Below are 13,946 nucleotides of genomic sequence, written 5' to 3'. Positions count from 1 at the left end.
TCGAAAGATCGCGGAAGCGTTCCCGCCCCCGCCGGGTTCCCCTGCCGATCACCCCCGGACGAGGAAGGGCGGCCTGTGGCACGCGACACCGGAGTGCACCACGGACACGATCCCGACGGGCACGACCCCGACCCCACCCCGACCCGTGCCCCGGACCCGGCCCGCCAGGCCGGCGCAGCCCCCGCCGATCTCACGGTGTCGATCATCGTGCCGGTGCTGGACGAGGAAACCCGGGTCGGGGCGATGCTGGCGCGGCTGGCGCGCGATTTCCCCGGCTGCGAGGTCCTGGTGGTCGACGGCGGATCGGTCGACACCACCGCGGACCTGGTGCGCCCGCCCGCGCGGCTGGTGCGCAGCCCCCGCGGCCGCGGCCCCCAGCTCAACGCAGGTGTCGCGCACAGCAGCGGTGAGGTGCTGTGGGTCCAGCACGTCGACACCAGCGTCGACCCGGCCGCGCTTGGGCAGCTGCGCGCGGCCCTGGCCGATCCCGCGGTCGTGGGCGGGGGCCTGACCCTGCGCTTCGACCGGAGCTCCCCAGGCCTGGACTTCGTCGCGGCCACCTCCAACGCCCGGGCGCGGCGGCTGCACTGGATCTTCGGCGACCAGGCGATGTTCGTGCGCCGCTGCAGTGTCGACGCCCTGGGCGGGTTCCCCGACCTGCCGGTCATGGAGGACCTCGAGTTCTCCCGCCGGCTGGCCCGGACCGGGCGCACGGTCGTGTTGCCCGCGACCTGTACCGCCTCGGCTCGGCGGTTCACCGAACACGGCACGCTGCGGATGCTGGTGTTCATGCAGTGGCTCAAGCTGCGCTACTTCGCCGGCGCCGACCCCGCCGCGCTGGCGCGGCGCTACGCCGCCGGCCCCCGCCCGCGCCGCCGCCAAACCCCACCCGTCGCCCCACAGGTGCCCACGGCGTCTGCCTCGCTGATCCCCGTTTGTCCCGACCCGCGCACCGGAGGCGATCGATGAATCCCGCAGGTGAGACCAGGCCCGTCACGATCGGTGCGCGGCTCGACCGGCTGCCGTGGAGCGCCCGGCACACCACCATCCTGCTCGCGCTCGGCGCGGGATGGCTGTTCGACTCGTTCGAGGTCCAGCTGTTCTCCAGCGCCGTCGGTCCGCTCGGTGACCACTTCGACGCCTCGGTGCTGGCCCGCACCGCCGTGCTCGCGGTGTGGCTCTCGGGCATCCTGCTCGGCGCGCTGGCCGGGGGGCGGCTCACCGACCGCTTCGGACGCCGCCGGCTGTTCGTGGCGACACTGCTCTGGTACGCCGCGTTCACCGTCCTCACCGGGCTCGCGCCGACGCTCGGGGTCGTCTACGTGCTGCGGTTCCTCGCCGCGCTCGGGGTCGGCGCCGAGTACGCGATCATCAACTCCGCGATCGCGGAGTTCATGCCGGCCCGGGTCCGCGGACGGGCCAACGCGATCGTGATGAACTTCTGGCCCGCCGGTGCTGTCCTCGCCGCGCTGCTGGCCTACCTGCTGCTCGGCACCCTCGCGCTCGACGCGGGCACCTCGTGGCGCTACATGTTCATCCTCGGAGGGCTGCTGGCGCTGATCGTGCTGGTCTTCCGCCGCCGCATTCCCGAATCGCCGCGCTGGCTGGCGGCCCGCGGCCGCCACACCGAGGCCGACCAGATCGTGTCCGCCCTCGAGTCCAGCACCGGCGCCGCCTCCGGGGTGACGGCTGCGGACGGAGCCGGGCCCGCGCCGCTGAGGCTGCGGGCCGCGCTGCGCGAACTGGTCCGCGACCATCCCGCCCGGCTCGCGCTGGGCGCGATGCTGGACCTGGCCGAGGCGTTCGGCTACTACGGGCTGTTCGCGCTGCTCTCGGTGGTCGTGCTGCCGCTGGTGCACATCTCCCAGGCCCAGATCCCGTTCTTCTACATCATCGGCAACCTCGGCGCGCTGGCCGGTGGGCTGGCCATGAGCGTCGTGTTCGACCGGATCGGTCACCGCGTCACCGTCATCACCACCTACACCGCCGCCGCGATCGGCGTCGGGCTCCTCGCCGCCGCGACCGCCACCGGCAGCGCCGCATGGGTGACCGTGGCGTTCGTCATCGCCAACGCGTTCGGCACCGCCGCCTGGACCTCGGCCTACCCGACGTTCACCGAGCTGTTCCCCACCCACCTGCGCGCCACCGGGGTCGGTATCTCGGTCGCGATCGGCCGGGTCGGGGCCATCGTCGGCACCCTGGCCCTGCCCAGCCTCGCCGCCACCCTCGGACCGGGCGTGTCCTACCTGCTCGTCGCCGGGTTCTGGCTCATCGGCGCCGCCGCCATGGCCCTCTACGCCTCGACCGGGGGCCTCGAGGCCGCCCGCCGCCCGCTGGAGACCCTCACCATCAGCGCCCGGCCGGCGACCGCGTGACCGGCGCGGAGCAGGGCGAGCGGATACGCCGTTGGCGACCGGTAGCCACCACGGCCCGTCACCGGAGAGCGCCGCGGCGGCGACCCACGCTGGTGATCATGGCGCGGGCCCCGGTCGCGGGAATGGTGAAGACCCGACTCCACCCGCTACTGGGCGCCGAGGGATGCGCCCGGCTACAGGAAGCCCTGATCCGCCACACCGCCACCCTCGACGGCGGCCGCGGTTTCCTCGCCCACACCCCGCCCGACGCCGCCGCGCTGATTCGGCCACTCGTCGGGCGACGACTCACGCTGTTCCCCCAACGCGGCGCCGACCTCGGTGAACGCATGGCCGACGCGGTCGCGGTCGCCGCCACCCGACGGCCCGGCCCGGTGATCCTCATCGGCACCGACTGCCCCGTCCTGCGCCGCGCGCACCTGAGCACGGCCGCCACCCAACTGACCCAGGGCTGCGACGTCGTCCTGGGCCCGGCCTACGACGGCGGCTACTACCTCATCGCCCTCGCCCGCCCCGACCCCCGGATATTCGCCCTCCCGACCAGCGCGTGGGGTGGCCCGCACGTCGCCAACCACACCGCCGAGCGGGCCGCCGCGGCCGGGCTCCAACTCGGGTTCATCGACCCCGAACACGATCTCGACACCCCCACCGACGCCACCACCATGCTGTCCGACCCCCGACTACCACCGGAGATCGCCGCGATACTGCGATCCGCGAGACCCCCACTCCCCCGGCGCGGGTAGCCGCGGGACTGTCCGACAGACGGTGTACCCGGTCCAACACGCCGAGCGCAGCTCGGGGGAAGAACCAGCCATGACCGAGACGATCGGGGCTGTGCCAGGTCGGATTGATCAGCTCCAACTCGCCCAGCAACTCCTAGAAGCAGCGCGCGCCAAGGGAGTCGAGCTCATCGGCCCGGGCGGACTGCTCACCGCGTTGACCAAGACGGTGCTCGAGACCACGCTGGACGCGGAGATGTCCGAGCACCTGGGCTACGACCGCCATGACCCGGCCGGGCGCGATGGCGGGAACTCCCGCAACGGGACCCGCACCAAGACGGTGCTCACCGAGAATCGGGCCGGCCGAGATCGAGGCTCCCCGCGACCGGGACGCCAGTTTCAATCCGGTGATCGTGCGCAAACGCCAACGACGGCTGGAAGGGATCGATGAAAACCGTGCTGTCACTACCCGGCCGCTGCGACGACCAGGCGGTGAAGTAGGGGTCGGACCGGCGCGCGGTACTGGCCTTGTGACCAGCCCGTTTCCCCGGCCCGCCCTCCGCGCCGGACATGCGACTCTCCCCCGCATCCGGCGCTCCACGAACTCCCTTGGCCCGCGCGGCTCAGGCCGTCGCGGATCTCGTCCACGGTGTTGGGATGCTGTAGCCCGCCAGCGATATCGGGTGACCTTCGCTAGGGGACGTGACCGACAGCGTCGGCTGGTTTGAGTTCTCGCGCCTGATCGCACGGCGCTATGAAGAATCAGGGCCGCCGACGCAGCCGGCGCCGCACAACGGTGCTCCGGCCGCTGACCAGCAGCGCCGCATGTGCAGATGCTGTACGAGCCGTGCCAGGGATTCAAACCTGCGACACGATCCCTTAGATCAGTCAGATCGACGGCCGGTGCAGTAGCCGTCGCGCCGCGTCTTGGCAAGGACAGCACGCACAGCGAATGGCAAGCCGTCTACCTGCAGGTTCAGGTTCGCAAAATGCCTTGTTGGGTGCACACGTTCGAGTCCTGCCGGGGCGGCGGCCCGACCTGGTGCGAACTCACGGCCATGCCTACCGGCCGCCGCCACCGACCCAAGGACCGCCGCAGGACGCGACCCGGGGCCCCTGAGCGGCCCACAGAACGACGACCAGCCCACGGCGGACCCCCTGACCAGGCCCGGACAACACCTCGCCAGCAGAAACGACGCACGAGGCCAGCTACAGCGAACTACACCCAACTGCACCGAACCGATGTGAACCTGCTCATAAGTCTGGAGCAAACCGTGACCACATTTCACCGCTGCGGACGCCGTGCTCCAGATTTGCTCCAGAACCGTGCACATCGCCGGTCAGGCAAGATCCACTATAGATCAACTTCAGTGATCAAGCGCCAGCAAATAGCCGCAGGTCAGAACGCAGAACGGGCGGTTCCCCCGTCGAAGGGAACCGCCCGTTCCGGCCGTCGGGACGACAGGATTTGAACCTGCGACCCCTTGACCCCCAGCCCGGCCCGGCAATGGTCCTGACCTGCGAAAACAGACTCTGTGCATGTCATAGTGGTGCAGTTCGACGCGGTTGAGCGCAGTTCTCGCCGGTTTACGTCAGGTCTGTGCTCCAGTTTTGCTCCAGACCTACAGTCAATGAGTTCGAGCGGTGACCGTTTGACTCAGCGTCAAACAGTCGCAGATCAGGCCCCTCGCACCCGTACCCGGGACGATGGGCTCGCCGTGACGAAGCTCTGACAACGGATGGAGCAACTGCTCCTCGAGGATCCCCGCTGCTGGGAGAGAAGCGCGGTTATGTCATCACCGTCGCGATGGCCGTCGAGCGCGAAGCGGAGGGCTCTTGACGGCAGATACCCCAGAGCAGTTGCAACGTCGCGGCGCGCTCGCGGCCCAGTAGTCATGCTGGGGTTGTAGCCGGTACGACTCGGTGTCCATGGCCATGGGAAAGTACCCACCGCCTGATAGAGATAGCCGCGGCCGTGTCGTTCCCGACCGACCAGGCCCTTGCCACCGAGCCGGTGCAACACTGTCAGCACCGTGGTCGTCGCCAGATCGGGGGTGGGCAACGCATCGCGCACCTGCCGCGCGGTCAACGGCCGCCCGGCACACCACAGCGTCTCCATCACCGCACGCTCGAGGCTACCCAGCCGACTCATCCCGCCAGTGTCACCGCCGGACAGGTCAAGGTCCACAAGCCCCCCATCGGCCCAGTGCCCCGGCAGTCCTGTCGAGTTGTCCCACCGGGGGCCAGGTGCGGGTCGTAGTGGGTCGCTCGCGGCCGGCCCAGGCAAGGCGACCCGAGGGTCCGTGGTCCCGGCGGTGTGCGCGGGTTGGCGAATCGACCCTCCGGCGCGTCGCGGCCAGCACGACCGCCGACGAAGCCACCGTGCCTCGAACACAGGTTCGACAGCTGGGAGGCTCGTCCAGCAGCACGCGCACCACGACCACACCACGGGCCGCCGTGGCCCCGCCCGGTCTCCCCGCCCTCCCGGGCGGCACCTCGGGCCGTCCCAGCCACCGCTGCTATCTCGCACGGCGAGATAGCCGTGTGGGACCTACCCTTCGCGGATATTCCTCGTCCGAAGGACAAACATGATCATTCTCGGTTTGATCCTGCTCGTAGTCGGCTATCTCACCAGCATCAGCCTCTTGTACTACCTCGGCGGCCTGTTGCTGATCGTCGGCATCGTGCTGCTGGTGCTCGGCCGTACCGGCCGCGCCGTGGGCGGGCGCAATCACTGGTACTGACCGCCGCGCCCGCCGCCGCGCCGTCGGTCTCGGCCTGATCGGATCGATGGCCAAGGGTTGCCGCGCTCGGCCTGATCGGGCTGCTGGTCGTCGCCGCCGCGATCCCGTTCCGCCCGGACACGTCCTTCGGGCTCGACCGCGCTCAGGCCCTCGCCGCCCAGCCTTACGGGACGCTGCTGTTGATCGTGGTCGCGGTCGGGTTTGGGGCGCCTACGGCGTGTTCTGATGTTCGACGCCGCAACCACCGCGTCTGACCCGGTCTGTGCGCGCAGGCCCAGGCCGACGACCTTACCGAGAGGCTCAATGATGGCCCGATCACCGGCCACTGCGAACGACGGGCCGCACGGCGACCACGAGAAGAGTGATACCGGGCACGGGGTCGGGACCCTCGCCGGCGCGGGCGACACGAGCAGCGCTGATCCTCAGGCCGAGTGGGGACATCACGACGATGTCGCGCAGCCGCACAACGGCGACGTGGAAGGACCGGTCGCCGACGCGGAGGCCGAGGCGGCCCGGATCAGTACCGACAGCGATCTGATGGGCCGGCCGGGCCAGCCGTGGGATCGGCGGGCCCCGTTCTGGGTCGGGATGGCCGGCGCGGCCGGGGTCGCGGTCACCGTCGGATTGGTCGAGGCGCTGGTGACGGTCAGCAGCGTGCTGGTGTTGATCGGGCTGGCGCTGTTCATCGCGGTCGGGCTGGAACCGGCGGTGTCCTGGCTGGCGCGCCACCGGTTCCCGCGCTGGGCCGCGGTGACCACCGTCGTGGTGGCCGGCTTCGCTCTGGTCGGCGGGTTCCTCGCCCTCGCGATCCCGGTCCTGGTCGACCAAGCCGGTCAGCTCGTGGCACAACTTCCCGGCTACCTGCAATCCGCCGAGGACCACAACTCGCTGCTCGGGCAGCTCAACGACCGGTTCCACCTCCAGCAGAACCTCGACCAGGTCCTCAGCGGCGGATCGCTGCCCAACGTGGCCGGCGGGGTCCTCGGCGCCGGGGCAGCGGTGTTCAGCGCCCTAGGCTCCACCCTGATCGTGGTGGTGCTGACCATCTACCTACTTGCCGACCTACCCCGGGTCCGGGCCGGGCTCTACCGGCTCGCGCCCGACAGCCGCCGCCCCCGAGTCATCCTGATCGGCGACGAGATCATCGCCAAGGTCGGCGCCTACGTGCTGGGCAACCTGGCCATCTCGATCATCTCCGGCGCGGTCACGGTGATCTGGCTGCTGACCTTCGGGGTGCCCTACGCGCTGCTGTTAGGGCTGTTCGTCGCGATCCTGGACCTGGTCCCGGTCGTCGGGTCCACCATCGGCGGGATCGTGGCCAGCCTGGTCGCGTTGACCGTGTCCCCGCTGACCGCGCTGCTCACTGCCGGGTTCTACGTGCTCTACCGCCTGGTCGAGGACTACCTGCTGGTGCCGCGCATCATCGGCCGGGTCATGAAGGTCCCCGCCCTGCTCACCGTGATCGCCGTGCTGCTCGGCGCCGGCCTGCTCGGCATCATCGGCGCCCTGGTCGCGATCCCCCTGGCCGCCGCCCTGCTGCTGGTCCTCCGCGAGGTCATCACCCCCCGCCTGGACCGCGCCTGATACCAGCGCGCGGCACAGGTGTGCCGGCGGCTCGCCGATCTCGACGTCGACCTCGATACCGGGCGGGGCCGGGATGCGCCGGGCCGCCCGCCAAGAAGGGATGCGGATCCGCACCTTCGTCGTCGAGCCCGCACCGGCCGACGGTACCGAGGACGTCCTCCATAGCCAGGACGACGAAGTACCAGTCGATCAGCCGGATGCCACCGGTTCAGGGCCGCTCGTGTACGCGGTCCGCACCGACCACACGCCCGACCTCGACACGATGATGGCGGCCACGACGGACCAGCTCGCCGCCGGTCGCCTCGGACCGGGCCTCGCTCACACGGTCGAAGGGTGGGCGATGCTCATCGCGATGTAGACCACGACAAACACGATCATGATCGACAAGTCCAGTCCGACACCGGCGATGCGGACGGTCGGGATCAGTCGGCGCAAGAGTTTCACGGGCGGGCCGGTGGCCAAGTAGATCACTTCGAGGGCCACTGCGCGGGAGCGGGTGGGTGTCCAGCTCCGAGCGAAGGAACGCACAATCTCGATCACGAGCCGGGCGGTGAGCAGCAGCCAGAACACGACCAGCAGGTAGCAGAGGACGAACTGCAGTATCAGGGCCACATTGTCATCCTGGACCGACACGAGCATCGGCGGCGGGCGTATCCCTCCCCTGCCTCGACGATGCCGATGATGGAGGTTGCGGCAACGCCCCGGCCGCCACCCCCTCGACCGACCATCACCCGGCTCTGCCCGACGTCACGAAGTATGACGATCTTCTGCCCTCGCGCCGCCGGCCCAGTGTCGGCCGATGACGCGCGTCCCCGGGTCGGGAGGGTTCAGCCGGGCCAGACGACGTTGAGCACGTCAACGCGCCGCTGGCCGTCCAGGATCAGGTACGTGATCAAGCCGAACCGGCCGAAGGGCAGGGTGCGCACGGCCCCGTCGGGGTTGTCCCGGTTCAACGGCGCACCGTTCCACGGGGTCAGCTCCAACATCGCCATCACCTCGGCCATCGGGAGCAACGCCTCCCCGGGCAGCGCCGTGATCTGGTCCCGGGCGTCGGGATAGAGCTCGATCGCGTAGCTCACGTCCTACAGACCGAGCTCCACTCGCAACTGCGACCACGCCACCGTGCCCACAGGGCGCTCACCGGTGCGCAACGTGTGCTCGGCCTGAGCCAGCATCCGGCGGTAGGCATCGGGACCGTTGGCCGTAGTCACCCAGGCCACCCGCCGCCACGATTCCAGGATGGCGGTCACCTCGGTGAGATCGAGATCCTCGGTAGCGCGGGCCATCACCTCGCGCCATTGCCGATCGAACCGCTCGGCGTCCTCGGCGACGAGTGCGGCCCGCACCTGCGCCGGCGACGCGTCGGCAAACGGCACCCCAGCGCGAGCGGGCGGGTCGAAAGCGGCGGCAGCGCTCATGGGCACACCTTAGCCAGCGAAACCCGCTCAGGCCCCGCACCCAGCCGGGACCAGCCGGCCCACGGTGACGGGCGGAACGCCGGCACAGTCGTCCGCGACCCGCTCGATTTCGAACACGGGTTTCGGACGATGCTGGCCGGGCGTGTCGCTGTTCGCGGTCAGACGCCCGTATAGGACCCCGATCGGAACTCGCCAAGCGAGGCGAGCGAAGCAGGGCCGAGCAGCCGGTCGGGTCGCTCGTACGGCGGGCATCGCAGCGGCTACCGGCTCACGGCGCAAGTCATCCCGGCCACTCATCGTCGGCGGGCGTGTGGTGCACCGGCCTGCATCGTGCCGAGCGGGCCGGCGATGTGCGTGCCCGGGTGCGCGTCGACGAACGCGAACGTCGTTCTCGACGGGATCCCGCATGGGGCGCGCACCGGGGGATGGCGGCATTGTCCGCTTCGCGGCGCCGTCCGGGGCTACGGTGCGAGCGTGGAATTTTCGCTCACCACCGAACGGTTGCGGGTCAGGCACTGGACGGCCTGGGTTCCGCAGCTAACGTGTGATCTGGTGCATGATCACGAGTGTTGATGCAGGTCAGCGCGATGCGACTTGGTCCAGCACGGTGAAAGCCCTAGTAACACGACTTGGCCGCGTCTGGAGCTGTGAGCTGCTTTGGGTCGTGTAAGGTCTGGTGGCGTGTTCGTGCGTACCTCGACCCGGCGGAACCGGGACGGTTCGAAGGTGTCCTACCTGCAGTTGGCCCACAACGAGTGGGACCCGACCGCGAAGACCGCCCGGACGAAGGTTCTGTACTCCTTCGGCCGCGCCGATCAGCTCGACCGGCCGGCGATCGAGCGCCTGATCGGCGCGTTGACCCGGGTGGTGGGTGTCGACGCCGTCTCGGCGGGCCCGGACCGGGCTCGCGTGGTCGGGGTCCCGGGGCTGGAGTTCGTGGAGTCCCGGCCGCTGGGCGGGGCGTGGCTACTCGACGGGCTGTGGCACCGCCTCGGGATCGACACCCTGCTGCGCGGTCTCGCGGCCAAGACGCGGCGGGATCCGGTAGTGGAACGGGTCCTGTTCGCGCTCGTGGCGAACCGGGCGTTGGCGCCGTCCTCGAAGCTGGCCGCCACCGGCTGGGTCGCCCACGACGTGCACATCCCCGGCCTCGACACGGTGTCTGACGACGCCTGCTACCGGGCGATGGACTGGCTCATCGCGGTCGAGGACCAGCTCGCGCGCGGGGTGTTCGACGCCGTCGCGCACCTGCTCAACCTCGAAGTCGATCTGATCTTCTTCGACACCACCTCGACCTACTTCGAGACCGAGGACCCCGACGAGCCGCTCTGGCGTGATGAGCACGGCCGGGTCGTCGAGCCCGAGGACGACAGCACCGACGACGGGGCGGATGAGCCGCCGGCGGGTGCGACCGGCCGGGCCGGGTTCCGCAGCCGCGGGAAGTCCAAGGACTCCCGCGACGACCTCCCGCAGGTGGTGGTCGGGATGGCCGTGACCCGCGACGGGATCCCGGTGCGGGTGTGGTGCTGGCCGGGCAACACCAGCGACTCCCCGCTCATCCGCCAGGTCCGTGACGAGCTGCGGGACTGGACCCTGGGGAAGGTCATCTGGGTGGCTGATCGCGGGTTCACCTCCGCGCAGAACCGCCGCCACCTGACCGCCGGCGGTGGCGGCTACATCCTGGGCGAGAAGATGCGCTCCGGGTCCGCCGAGGCGGCCGCGGCGATGGCACGACAGGGCCGCTACCAGGACGTGACTGCGAACCTACGGGTCAAGGAAGTCAAGATCAGCGAGTCGGAGCGGTTCGTGGTCTGCCACAACCCCGACGCCGCCACCCGCGACGCCGCGGTCCGCGTGAACCTGCTCGAACGACTCGAAGCCATGATCGCCGGCTCCGACCGGTTGTCGGCGACGAAGCGGGCCGAGCCGCGCGGGGTCATCTCCACCAAGCCCGGGCTGAACCGGTTCCTGCGCGTCACCCCGAGCGGGTTGCTCCGTGTCGATGCCGCGAAGATCGCCGCGGACGCGAAGCTGGACGGGAAGTATCTGCTGCGCACCTCGGATCCGAACCTGTCGACCGAGGACATCGCGCTGGGCTACAAGCAGCTGTTGGAGGTCGAGCGTGGCTGGCGCGACATGAAGCAGGTCCTGGACCTGCGCCCGGTCTATCACCGGCTCGAGGACCGCATCCGCGCCCACGTCCTGCTCTGCTGGCTCGCGCTGCTCCTGGCCCGGATCGTCGAGACCCGCGCCGCCACTGCTGACACCGCCACGACCTGGCCGCGGGCCCGCGACCAGCTCCAACGCCTGCACGTCGGCACGTTCACCGGCCCGGCCGGGCTGTTCCGCCAGACCACCCCGCCCAGCGCCGAGGCCCGAAGGCTGCACCAGGCCCTCGACATCGCCTTGCCCCCACGGATCCTCGACCTCGACCCCGAGCAGCCCACAACGCGCTGACCAGGCACAACACGCGCGCCTAGTGACACGACATGTCACCAGGCCGGCACCCGTTTGCCCAGCTCAGACCCCGTATCTGGGCACTTTCATCGCACGACAGCTGCGGAACCCAGGGGACAGGAGGGTTCACATTGTTCGGATTCACCGACGACGCCGCGGTCCTGATCCGGTCGCTGATCACCGACGCCCGGCTGGGGCCGGGATCGGGGCTGCGGATGAGCATCACCCGCGGCCACCCGGGCCGGGCGTCGCTGGCGATGAGCCTGGCCGCCCGGCCCGGCGCCACCGATCGCGTCATCACCCGCCACGACGTGCGGGTGTTCCTCGACCCCGCCGCGGCCGGGCGGCTGCACACACGGACCCTCGACGCGCAGGTCACCGACCGGCCCGCGTTCTTCCTGCGCGACCGCTGAACACCCCGCCGGGCGGCGCCGGGCCGGGCGACCGACCCCGGGTCACCGCCTCCCATCCGGGCCGGACCGCCGGCGCGCCACGACCACCGGGTCACCATCCCGGGCGCCGCCAGCTCGGGCCGGGCGGCACCGCCGCGGATCCCAGCATCGCGGTGAGGTCGGCCCGGCCGGTGACCACGTCACGGGCCAGGTCGGTCAGCCGCAATTGCTGGGCGCGGGCATGGCCGCGCAGCCGGGTGAACGCCTCGTCCACGTCGACGTGCGCGTGGGTGGCGAGCACCCCTTGGCCTGCTCGATCACGACCCGGTCATTGAGCGCGCCCTGCAGCTGCTCGACCAGGATCTCCCCGCGGCGCAGCGCCCGCTCGTGCAGGATCGAAATGGTCGCCACATCGGCCAACGCCTGACCCAACCGCAGATCCGCCTCGGGCAGCGAACCCGCCGCGGTGGCGAACAGGTTCAACGCGCCGATGGTCTCGGCGCGCAGCCGCAGCGGCAGCGCATGCACCGAGACGACCCCCTCCCGCCGCGCCGCCGCGGTGAACGCCGGCCACCGGGCGCCCTCGGTCGCGGCCAACGGGGTCAGGTTCCCGCGCTGATCGGCCAGCAACAACCCGGCCGCCTGACCCCGAGCAGCTCCACACACGACTCCGCCGACCGGTACAGCACGTCGATCACGTCGTAATCGGCGACCAGGGTGTCGACCAGCTCGACGAACGCCTCGGACACCGCCCGCTCCCGCGCACCATTCACGACCCGAGGACCACCCCGGTGGCCTGGTAGACCACGGCATGATCGCGATGCAGCACCCGCAGCCACCCCTCCCCGCCCCCGGCCCCGGCCCCGTCCCGGTGGTCGCCCGTGTCGCCGGTGTGGTCGGGCCCGGTGTCGGGTCGCGGGGTGCGCAGGTCCAGCAGCGCCCACAGCGCGGCGTCGGCGACCAGCAACGCCGCGCTCAACTCCGCCGCGGTGAGCAGCCCGGGCGTCACCCGGTACAGGTCCAGGCTCCCGACCGCGATCGCCCCGATCTGCAACGGGAACGCGAACGTCAACCCGCGCCGGGGTCCGGGCCACCGCCGCGGCGGCGAACATCGGACACCGCGGATCCGGGGATCCCACAGATCGGCGACCAGCACCGGTCGCCCGGAACCGAACGCCGCCAGGCACGGGCCCTCCCCCAGCCCGAACTGGAGGTCCTCGAGCTCGGTGGCGTGCCCGTCGCTGGATTAGAGGATGTCGCGGCGATTCGCATCACCCATCAGCGAGATCGCCGCTCCGGCCACCGGCACCCCGGCGACGCCCACCGCACAGATCCGCCGGGCCCGCTCCCCACCGGGAGCCCGGCAGCCGCGGCCAGCTCCGCCCGCAACCGGGACAGGTCAACCATCGGCGGAGCCCCGCACCCCGGTCGGCCGCGGCCGGCAGCGCTGCACCATGGTTTGGGCTCCGTCCCGTCGCGGGCGTGGCACCGCTGATGCGGGACGGCCCGATGGCACCCGATCACGCCCTGATCGTGGCCTGCGGGGTGCTCGACCACACCACCGTCACCCAACTCGACACCTGCGGCGCCGCGGTGCCCGACACCGGCGCCCGCTACCTGGTACTCGACCTCGCCCAGGTCAGCCGGCGCGACCCGGCCGCGCTGGCGGCGCTCGCCGCGGCCGCGCGGCGGTTGTCGCTGCGCCAGGGCTGGCTGCGGCTGGTCGCCACCAGCCCCGCCGTCATCGCCGCCCTGGGCAGCACCGACATCTGCGACCTGGCCGATCTCAATCACGCCCACCACGGGACCGGGATGCGTCCTGATCCCCACTGCGCCGGCCACCACCGGGCCGCCCAGGCGTCGCGCACCGACCGACCGGGCACCCGAGGCGCCCGGCCGGAGAAGACCCGCAACTCGGCACCGAGCGGGCATCACCGCGCGCCACCGCCGATCTCGCGGCGCCGCGCGCCAGCGCCGCGGGGTGCGACTGGAACGATCTGGCTGGGATGCCGGAGGGAGTCCATCCATGGATGCCCCCGAGGACCCCGTTCATCTTCCTGCCGTCCACGCAGATGATCAACTCATCGAGGCGATCATCGACGGCGCATCCCCCGCCTCGACCGACCCCACCGAGTCGCGGCTGATCGAACTCCTCGTGCACTGGCACCGCGGGATTGCCCGGGGCCGTGTCGAGGATTGACCCTGAGACCATCCCGGGCGTGGCGGGTGGGCCCACTGATCCCTGTCATTCGATCTTCAG

General features: G+C 70.9%; 18 protein-coding genes and 1 pseudogene. 11 read left to right on the top strand and 8 right to left on the bottom strand.

Going from position 1 to position 13,946, the window contains the following annotated elements:
• Nucleotides 1–75 precede the first annotated feature (75 nt).
• The 4 genes and pseudogenes from BGP03_RS16425 to BGP03_RS16410 all read left to right on the top strand — a co-directional run.
• A complete protein-coding gene (locus BGP03_RS16425; protein ID WP_298800937.1) occupies nucleotides 76–969 on the top strand; it encodes a TIGR04283 family arsenosugar biosynthesis glycosyltransferase in 894 nt (297 codons plus the stop codon).
• Complete coding sequence (locus BGP03_RS16420; RefSeq protein WP_298800936.1) at nucleotides 966–2,375, top strand: MFS transporter; 1,410 nt, start codon at nucleotides 966–968, stop codon at nucleotides 2,373–2,375. The genes BGP03_RS16425 and BGP03_RS16420 overlap by 4 nt, the downstream gene beginning before the upstream one ends.
• 98 nt (nucleotides 2,376–2,473) lie before the next feature.
• Complete coding sequence (locus tag BGP03_RS16415) at nucleotides 2,474–3,115, top strand: TIGR04282 family arsenosugar biosynthesis glycosyltransferase (protein WP_298800935.1); 642 nt, start codon at nucleotides 2,474–2,476, stop codon at nucleotides 3,113–3,115.
• A gap of 70 nt (nucleotides 3,116–3,185) precedes the next feature.
• Nucleotides 3,186–3,543 (top strand): annotated as a pseudogene (locus BGP03_RS16410) (transposase); the annotation flags it as partial.
• Between the two features lie 1,226 nt (nucleotides 3,544–4,769).
• Here the strand turns inward: BGP03_RS16410 and BGP03_RS16405 are convergent.
• Nucleotides 4,770–5,243: a BlaI/MecI/CopY family transcriptional regulator gene (locus tag BGP03_RS16405; protein WP_296366591.1), complete on the bottom strand. Its 474-nt coding sequence runs from the start codon at nucleotides 5,241–5,243 to the stop codon at nucleotides 4,770–4,772.
• A 436-nt stretch (nucleotides 5,244–5,679) separates the two neighbouring features.
• Here BGP03_RS16405 and BGP03_RS16400 point away from each other — a divergent pair, with 436 nt between their 5' ends.
• From BGP03_RS16400 to BGP03_RS16390, 4 genes are all read left to right on the top strand, one after another.
• Complete coding sequence (locus BGP03_RS16400; protein WP_296366583.1) at nucleotides 5,680–5,835, top strand: DUF308 domain-containing protein; 156 nt, start codon at nucleotides 5,680–5,682, stop codon at nucleotides 5,833–5,835.
• Nucleotides 5,836–5,906: 71 nt separating this feature from the next.
• Nucleotides 5,907–6,089 (top strand): DUF1206 domain-containing protein, encoded by a 183-nt coding sequence (locus BGP03_RS35955; RefSeq protein ID WP_363093922.1) that lies wholly within the window; start codon nucleotides 5,907–5,909, stop codon nucleotides 6,087–6,089.
• 220 nt (nucleotides 6,090–6,309) lie between these two features.
• Nucleotides 6,310–7,419 (top strand): AI-2E family transporter, encoded by a 1,110-nt coding sequence (locus BGP03_RS16395; RefSeq protein ID WP_298800934.1) that lies wholly within the window; start codon nucleotides 6,310–6,312, stop codon nucleotides 7,417–7,419.
• 73 nt (nucleotides 7,420–7,492) lie between these two features.
• Nucleotides 7,493–7,777, top strand: coding sequence for a hypothetical protein (locus tag BGP03_RS16390; protein ID WP_298800933.1), 285 nt, complete (start codon nucleotides 7,493–7,495; stop codon nucleotides 7,775–7,777).
• Here the strand turns inward: BGP03_RS16390 and BGP03_RS16385 are convergent.
• From BGP03_RS16385 to BGP03_RS16375, 3 genes are all read right to left on the bottom strand, one after another.
• A complete protein-coding gene (locus BGP03_RS16385; protein WP_296366580.1) occupies nucleotides 7,738–8,031 on the bottom strand; it encodes a YggT family protein in 294 nt (97 codons plus the stop codon). The genes BGP03_RS16390 and BGP03_RS16385 overlap by 40 nt on opposite strands.
• A 215-nt stretch (nucleotides 8,032–8,246) precedes the next feature.
• The gene (locus BGP03_RS16380) at nucleotides 8,247–8,498 is read right to left on the bottom strand and encodes a hypothetical protein (protein ID WP_296366577.1); all 252 of its coding nucleotides are present in this window, start codon (nucleotides 8,496–8,498) and stop codon (nucleotides 8,247–8,249) included.
• A gap of 3 nt (nucleotides 8,499–8,501) precedes the next feature.
• Nucleotides 8,502–8,837 carry a DUF6247 family protein gene (locus BGP03_RS16375; protein WP_296366575.1) on the bottom strand — a complete coding sequence of 112 codons (336 nt, stop codon included), beginning with the start codon at nucleotides 8,835–8,837 and terminating at the stop codon, nucleotides 8,502–8,504.
• Between the two features lie 726 nt (nucleotides 8,838–9,563).
• Between BGP03_RS16375 and BGP03_RS16370 the strand changes: the two genes are divergently transcribed.
• Nucleotides 9,564–11,294, top strand: coding sequence for an IS1634 family transposase (locus tag BGP03_RS16370; RefSeq protein WP_298800931.1), 1,731 nt, complete (start codon nucleotides 9,564–9,566; stop codon nucleotides 11,292–11,294).
• A 131-nt stretch (nucleotides 11,295–11,425) separates the two neighbouring features.
• A complete protein-coding gene (locus BGP03_RS16365) occupies nucleotides 11,426–11,707 on the top strand; it encodes an adhesin (protein ID WP_296366562.1) in 282 nt (93 codons plus the stop codon).
• A 91-nt stretch (nucleotides 11,708–11,798) separates the two neighbouring features.
• Here BGP03_RS16365 and BGP03_RS35950 read toward each other — a convergent pair whose 3' ends face one another.
• Genes BGP03_RS35950 through BGP03_RS16355 form a run of 4 tightly spaced genes read right to left on the bottom strand, consistent with a single transcriptional unit; the run spans nucleotide 11,799 to nucleotide 12,758 of the window.
• The gene (locus BGP03_RS35950; RefSeq protein ID WP_363093904.1) at nucleotides 11,799–11,960 is read right to left on the bottom strand and encodes a hypothetical protein; all 162 of its coding nucleotides are present in this window, start codon (nucleotides 11,958–11,960) and stop codon (nucleotides 11,799–11,801) included.
• Nucleotides 11,903–12,283: a GAF domain-containing protein gene (locus BGP03_RS35945; protein WP_363093902.1), complete on the bottom strand. Its 381-nt coding sequence runs from the start codon at nucleotides 12,281–12,283 to the stop codon at nucleotides 11,903–11,905. Before BGP03_RS35945 ends, BGP03_RS35950 begins: the two co-directional genes overlap by 58 nt.
• Nucleotides 12,284–12,288: 5 nt before the next feature.
• On the bottom strand, nucleotides 12,289–12,435 hold the full coding sequence (locus BGP03_RS35940; protein WP_363093899.1) for a hypothetical protein: 147 nt from the start codon (nucleotides 12,433–12,435) through the stop codon (nucleotides 12,289–12,291).
• A 20-nt stretch (nucleotides 12,436–12,455) separates the two neighbouring features.
• Nucleotides 12,456–12,758 (bottom strand): hypothetical protein, encoded by a 303-nt coding sequence (locus BGP03_RS16355; RefSeq protein ID WP_296366559.1) that lies wholly within the window; start codon nucleotides 12,756–12,758, stop codon nucleotides 12,456–12,458.
• Between the two features lie 437 nt (nucleotides 12,759–13,195).
• On the opposite strand from BGP03_RS16355, the gene BGP03_RS16350 reads away from it, so the two are divergent.
• Entirely contained in the window at nucleotides 13,196–13,762 is a 567-nt protein-coding gene (locus BGP03_RS16350; protein ID WP_296366556.1) for an STAS domain-containing protein, read from the top strand.
• The last annotated feature ends 184 nt before the right edge of the window (nucleotides 13,763–13,946 follow it).

This window comes from Pseudonocardia sp. 73-21 (assembly GCF_001899645.1).
GTDB lineage: Bacteria > Actinomycetota > Actinomycetes > Mycobacteriales > Pseudonocardiaceae > Pseudonocardia.
Note: the sequence above shows the minus strand (reverse complement) of the source record. Positions and strands in the feature narration are given on the sequence as shown.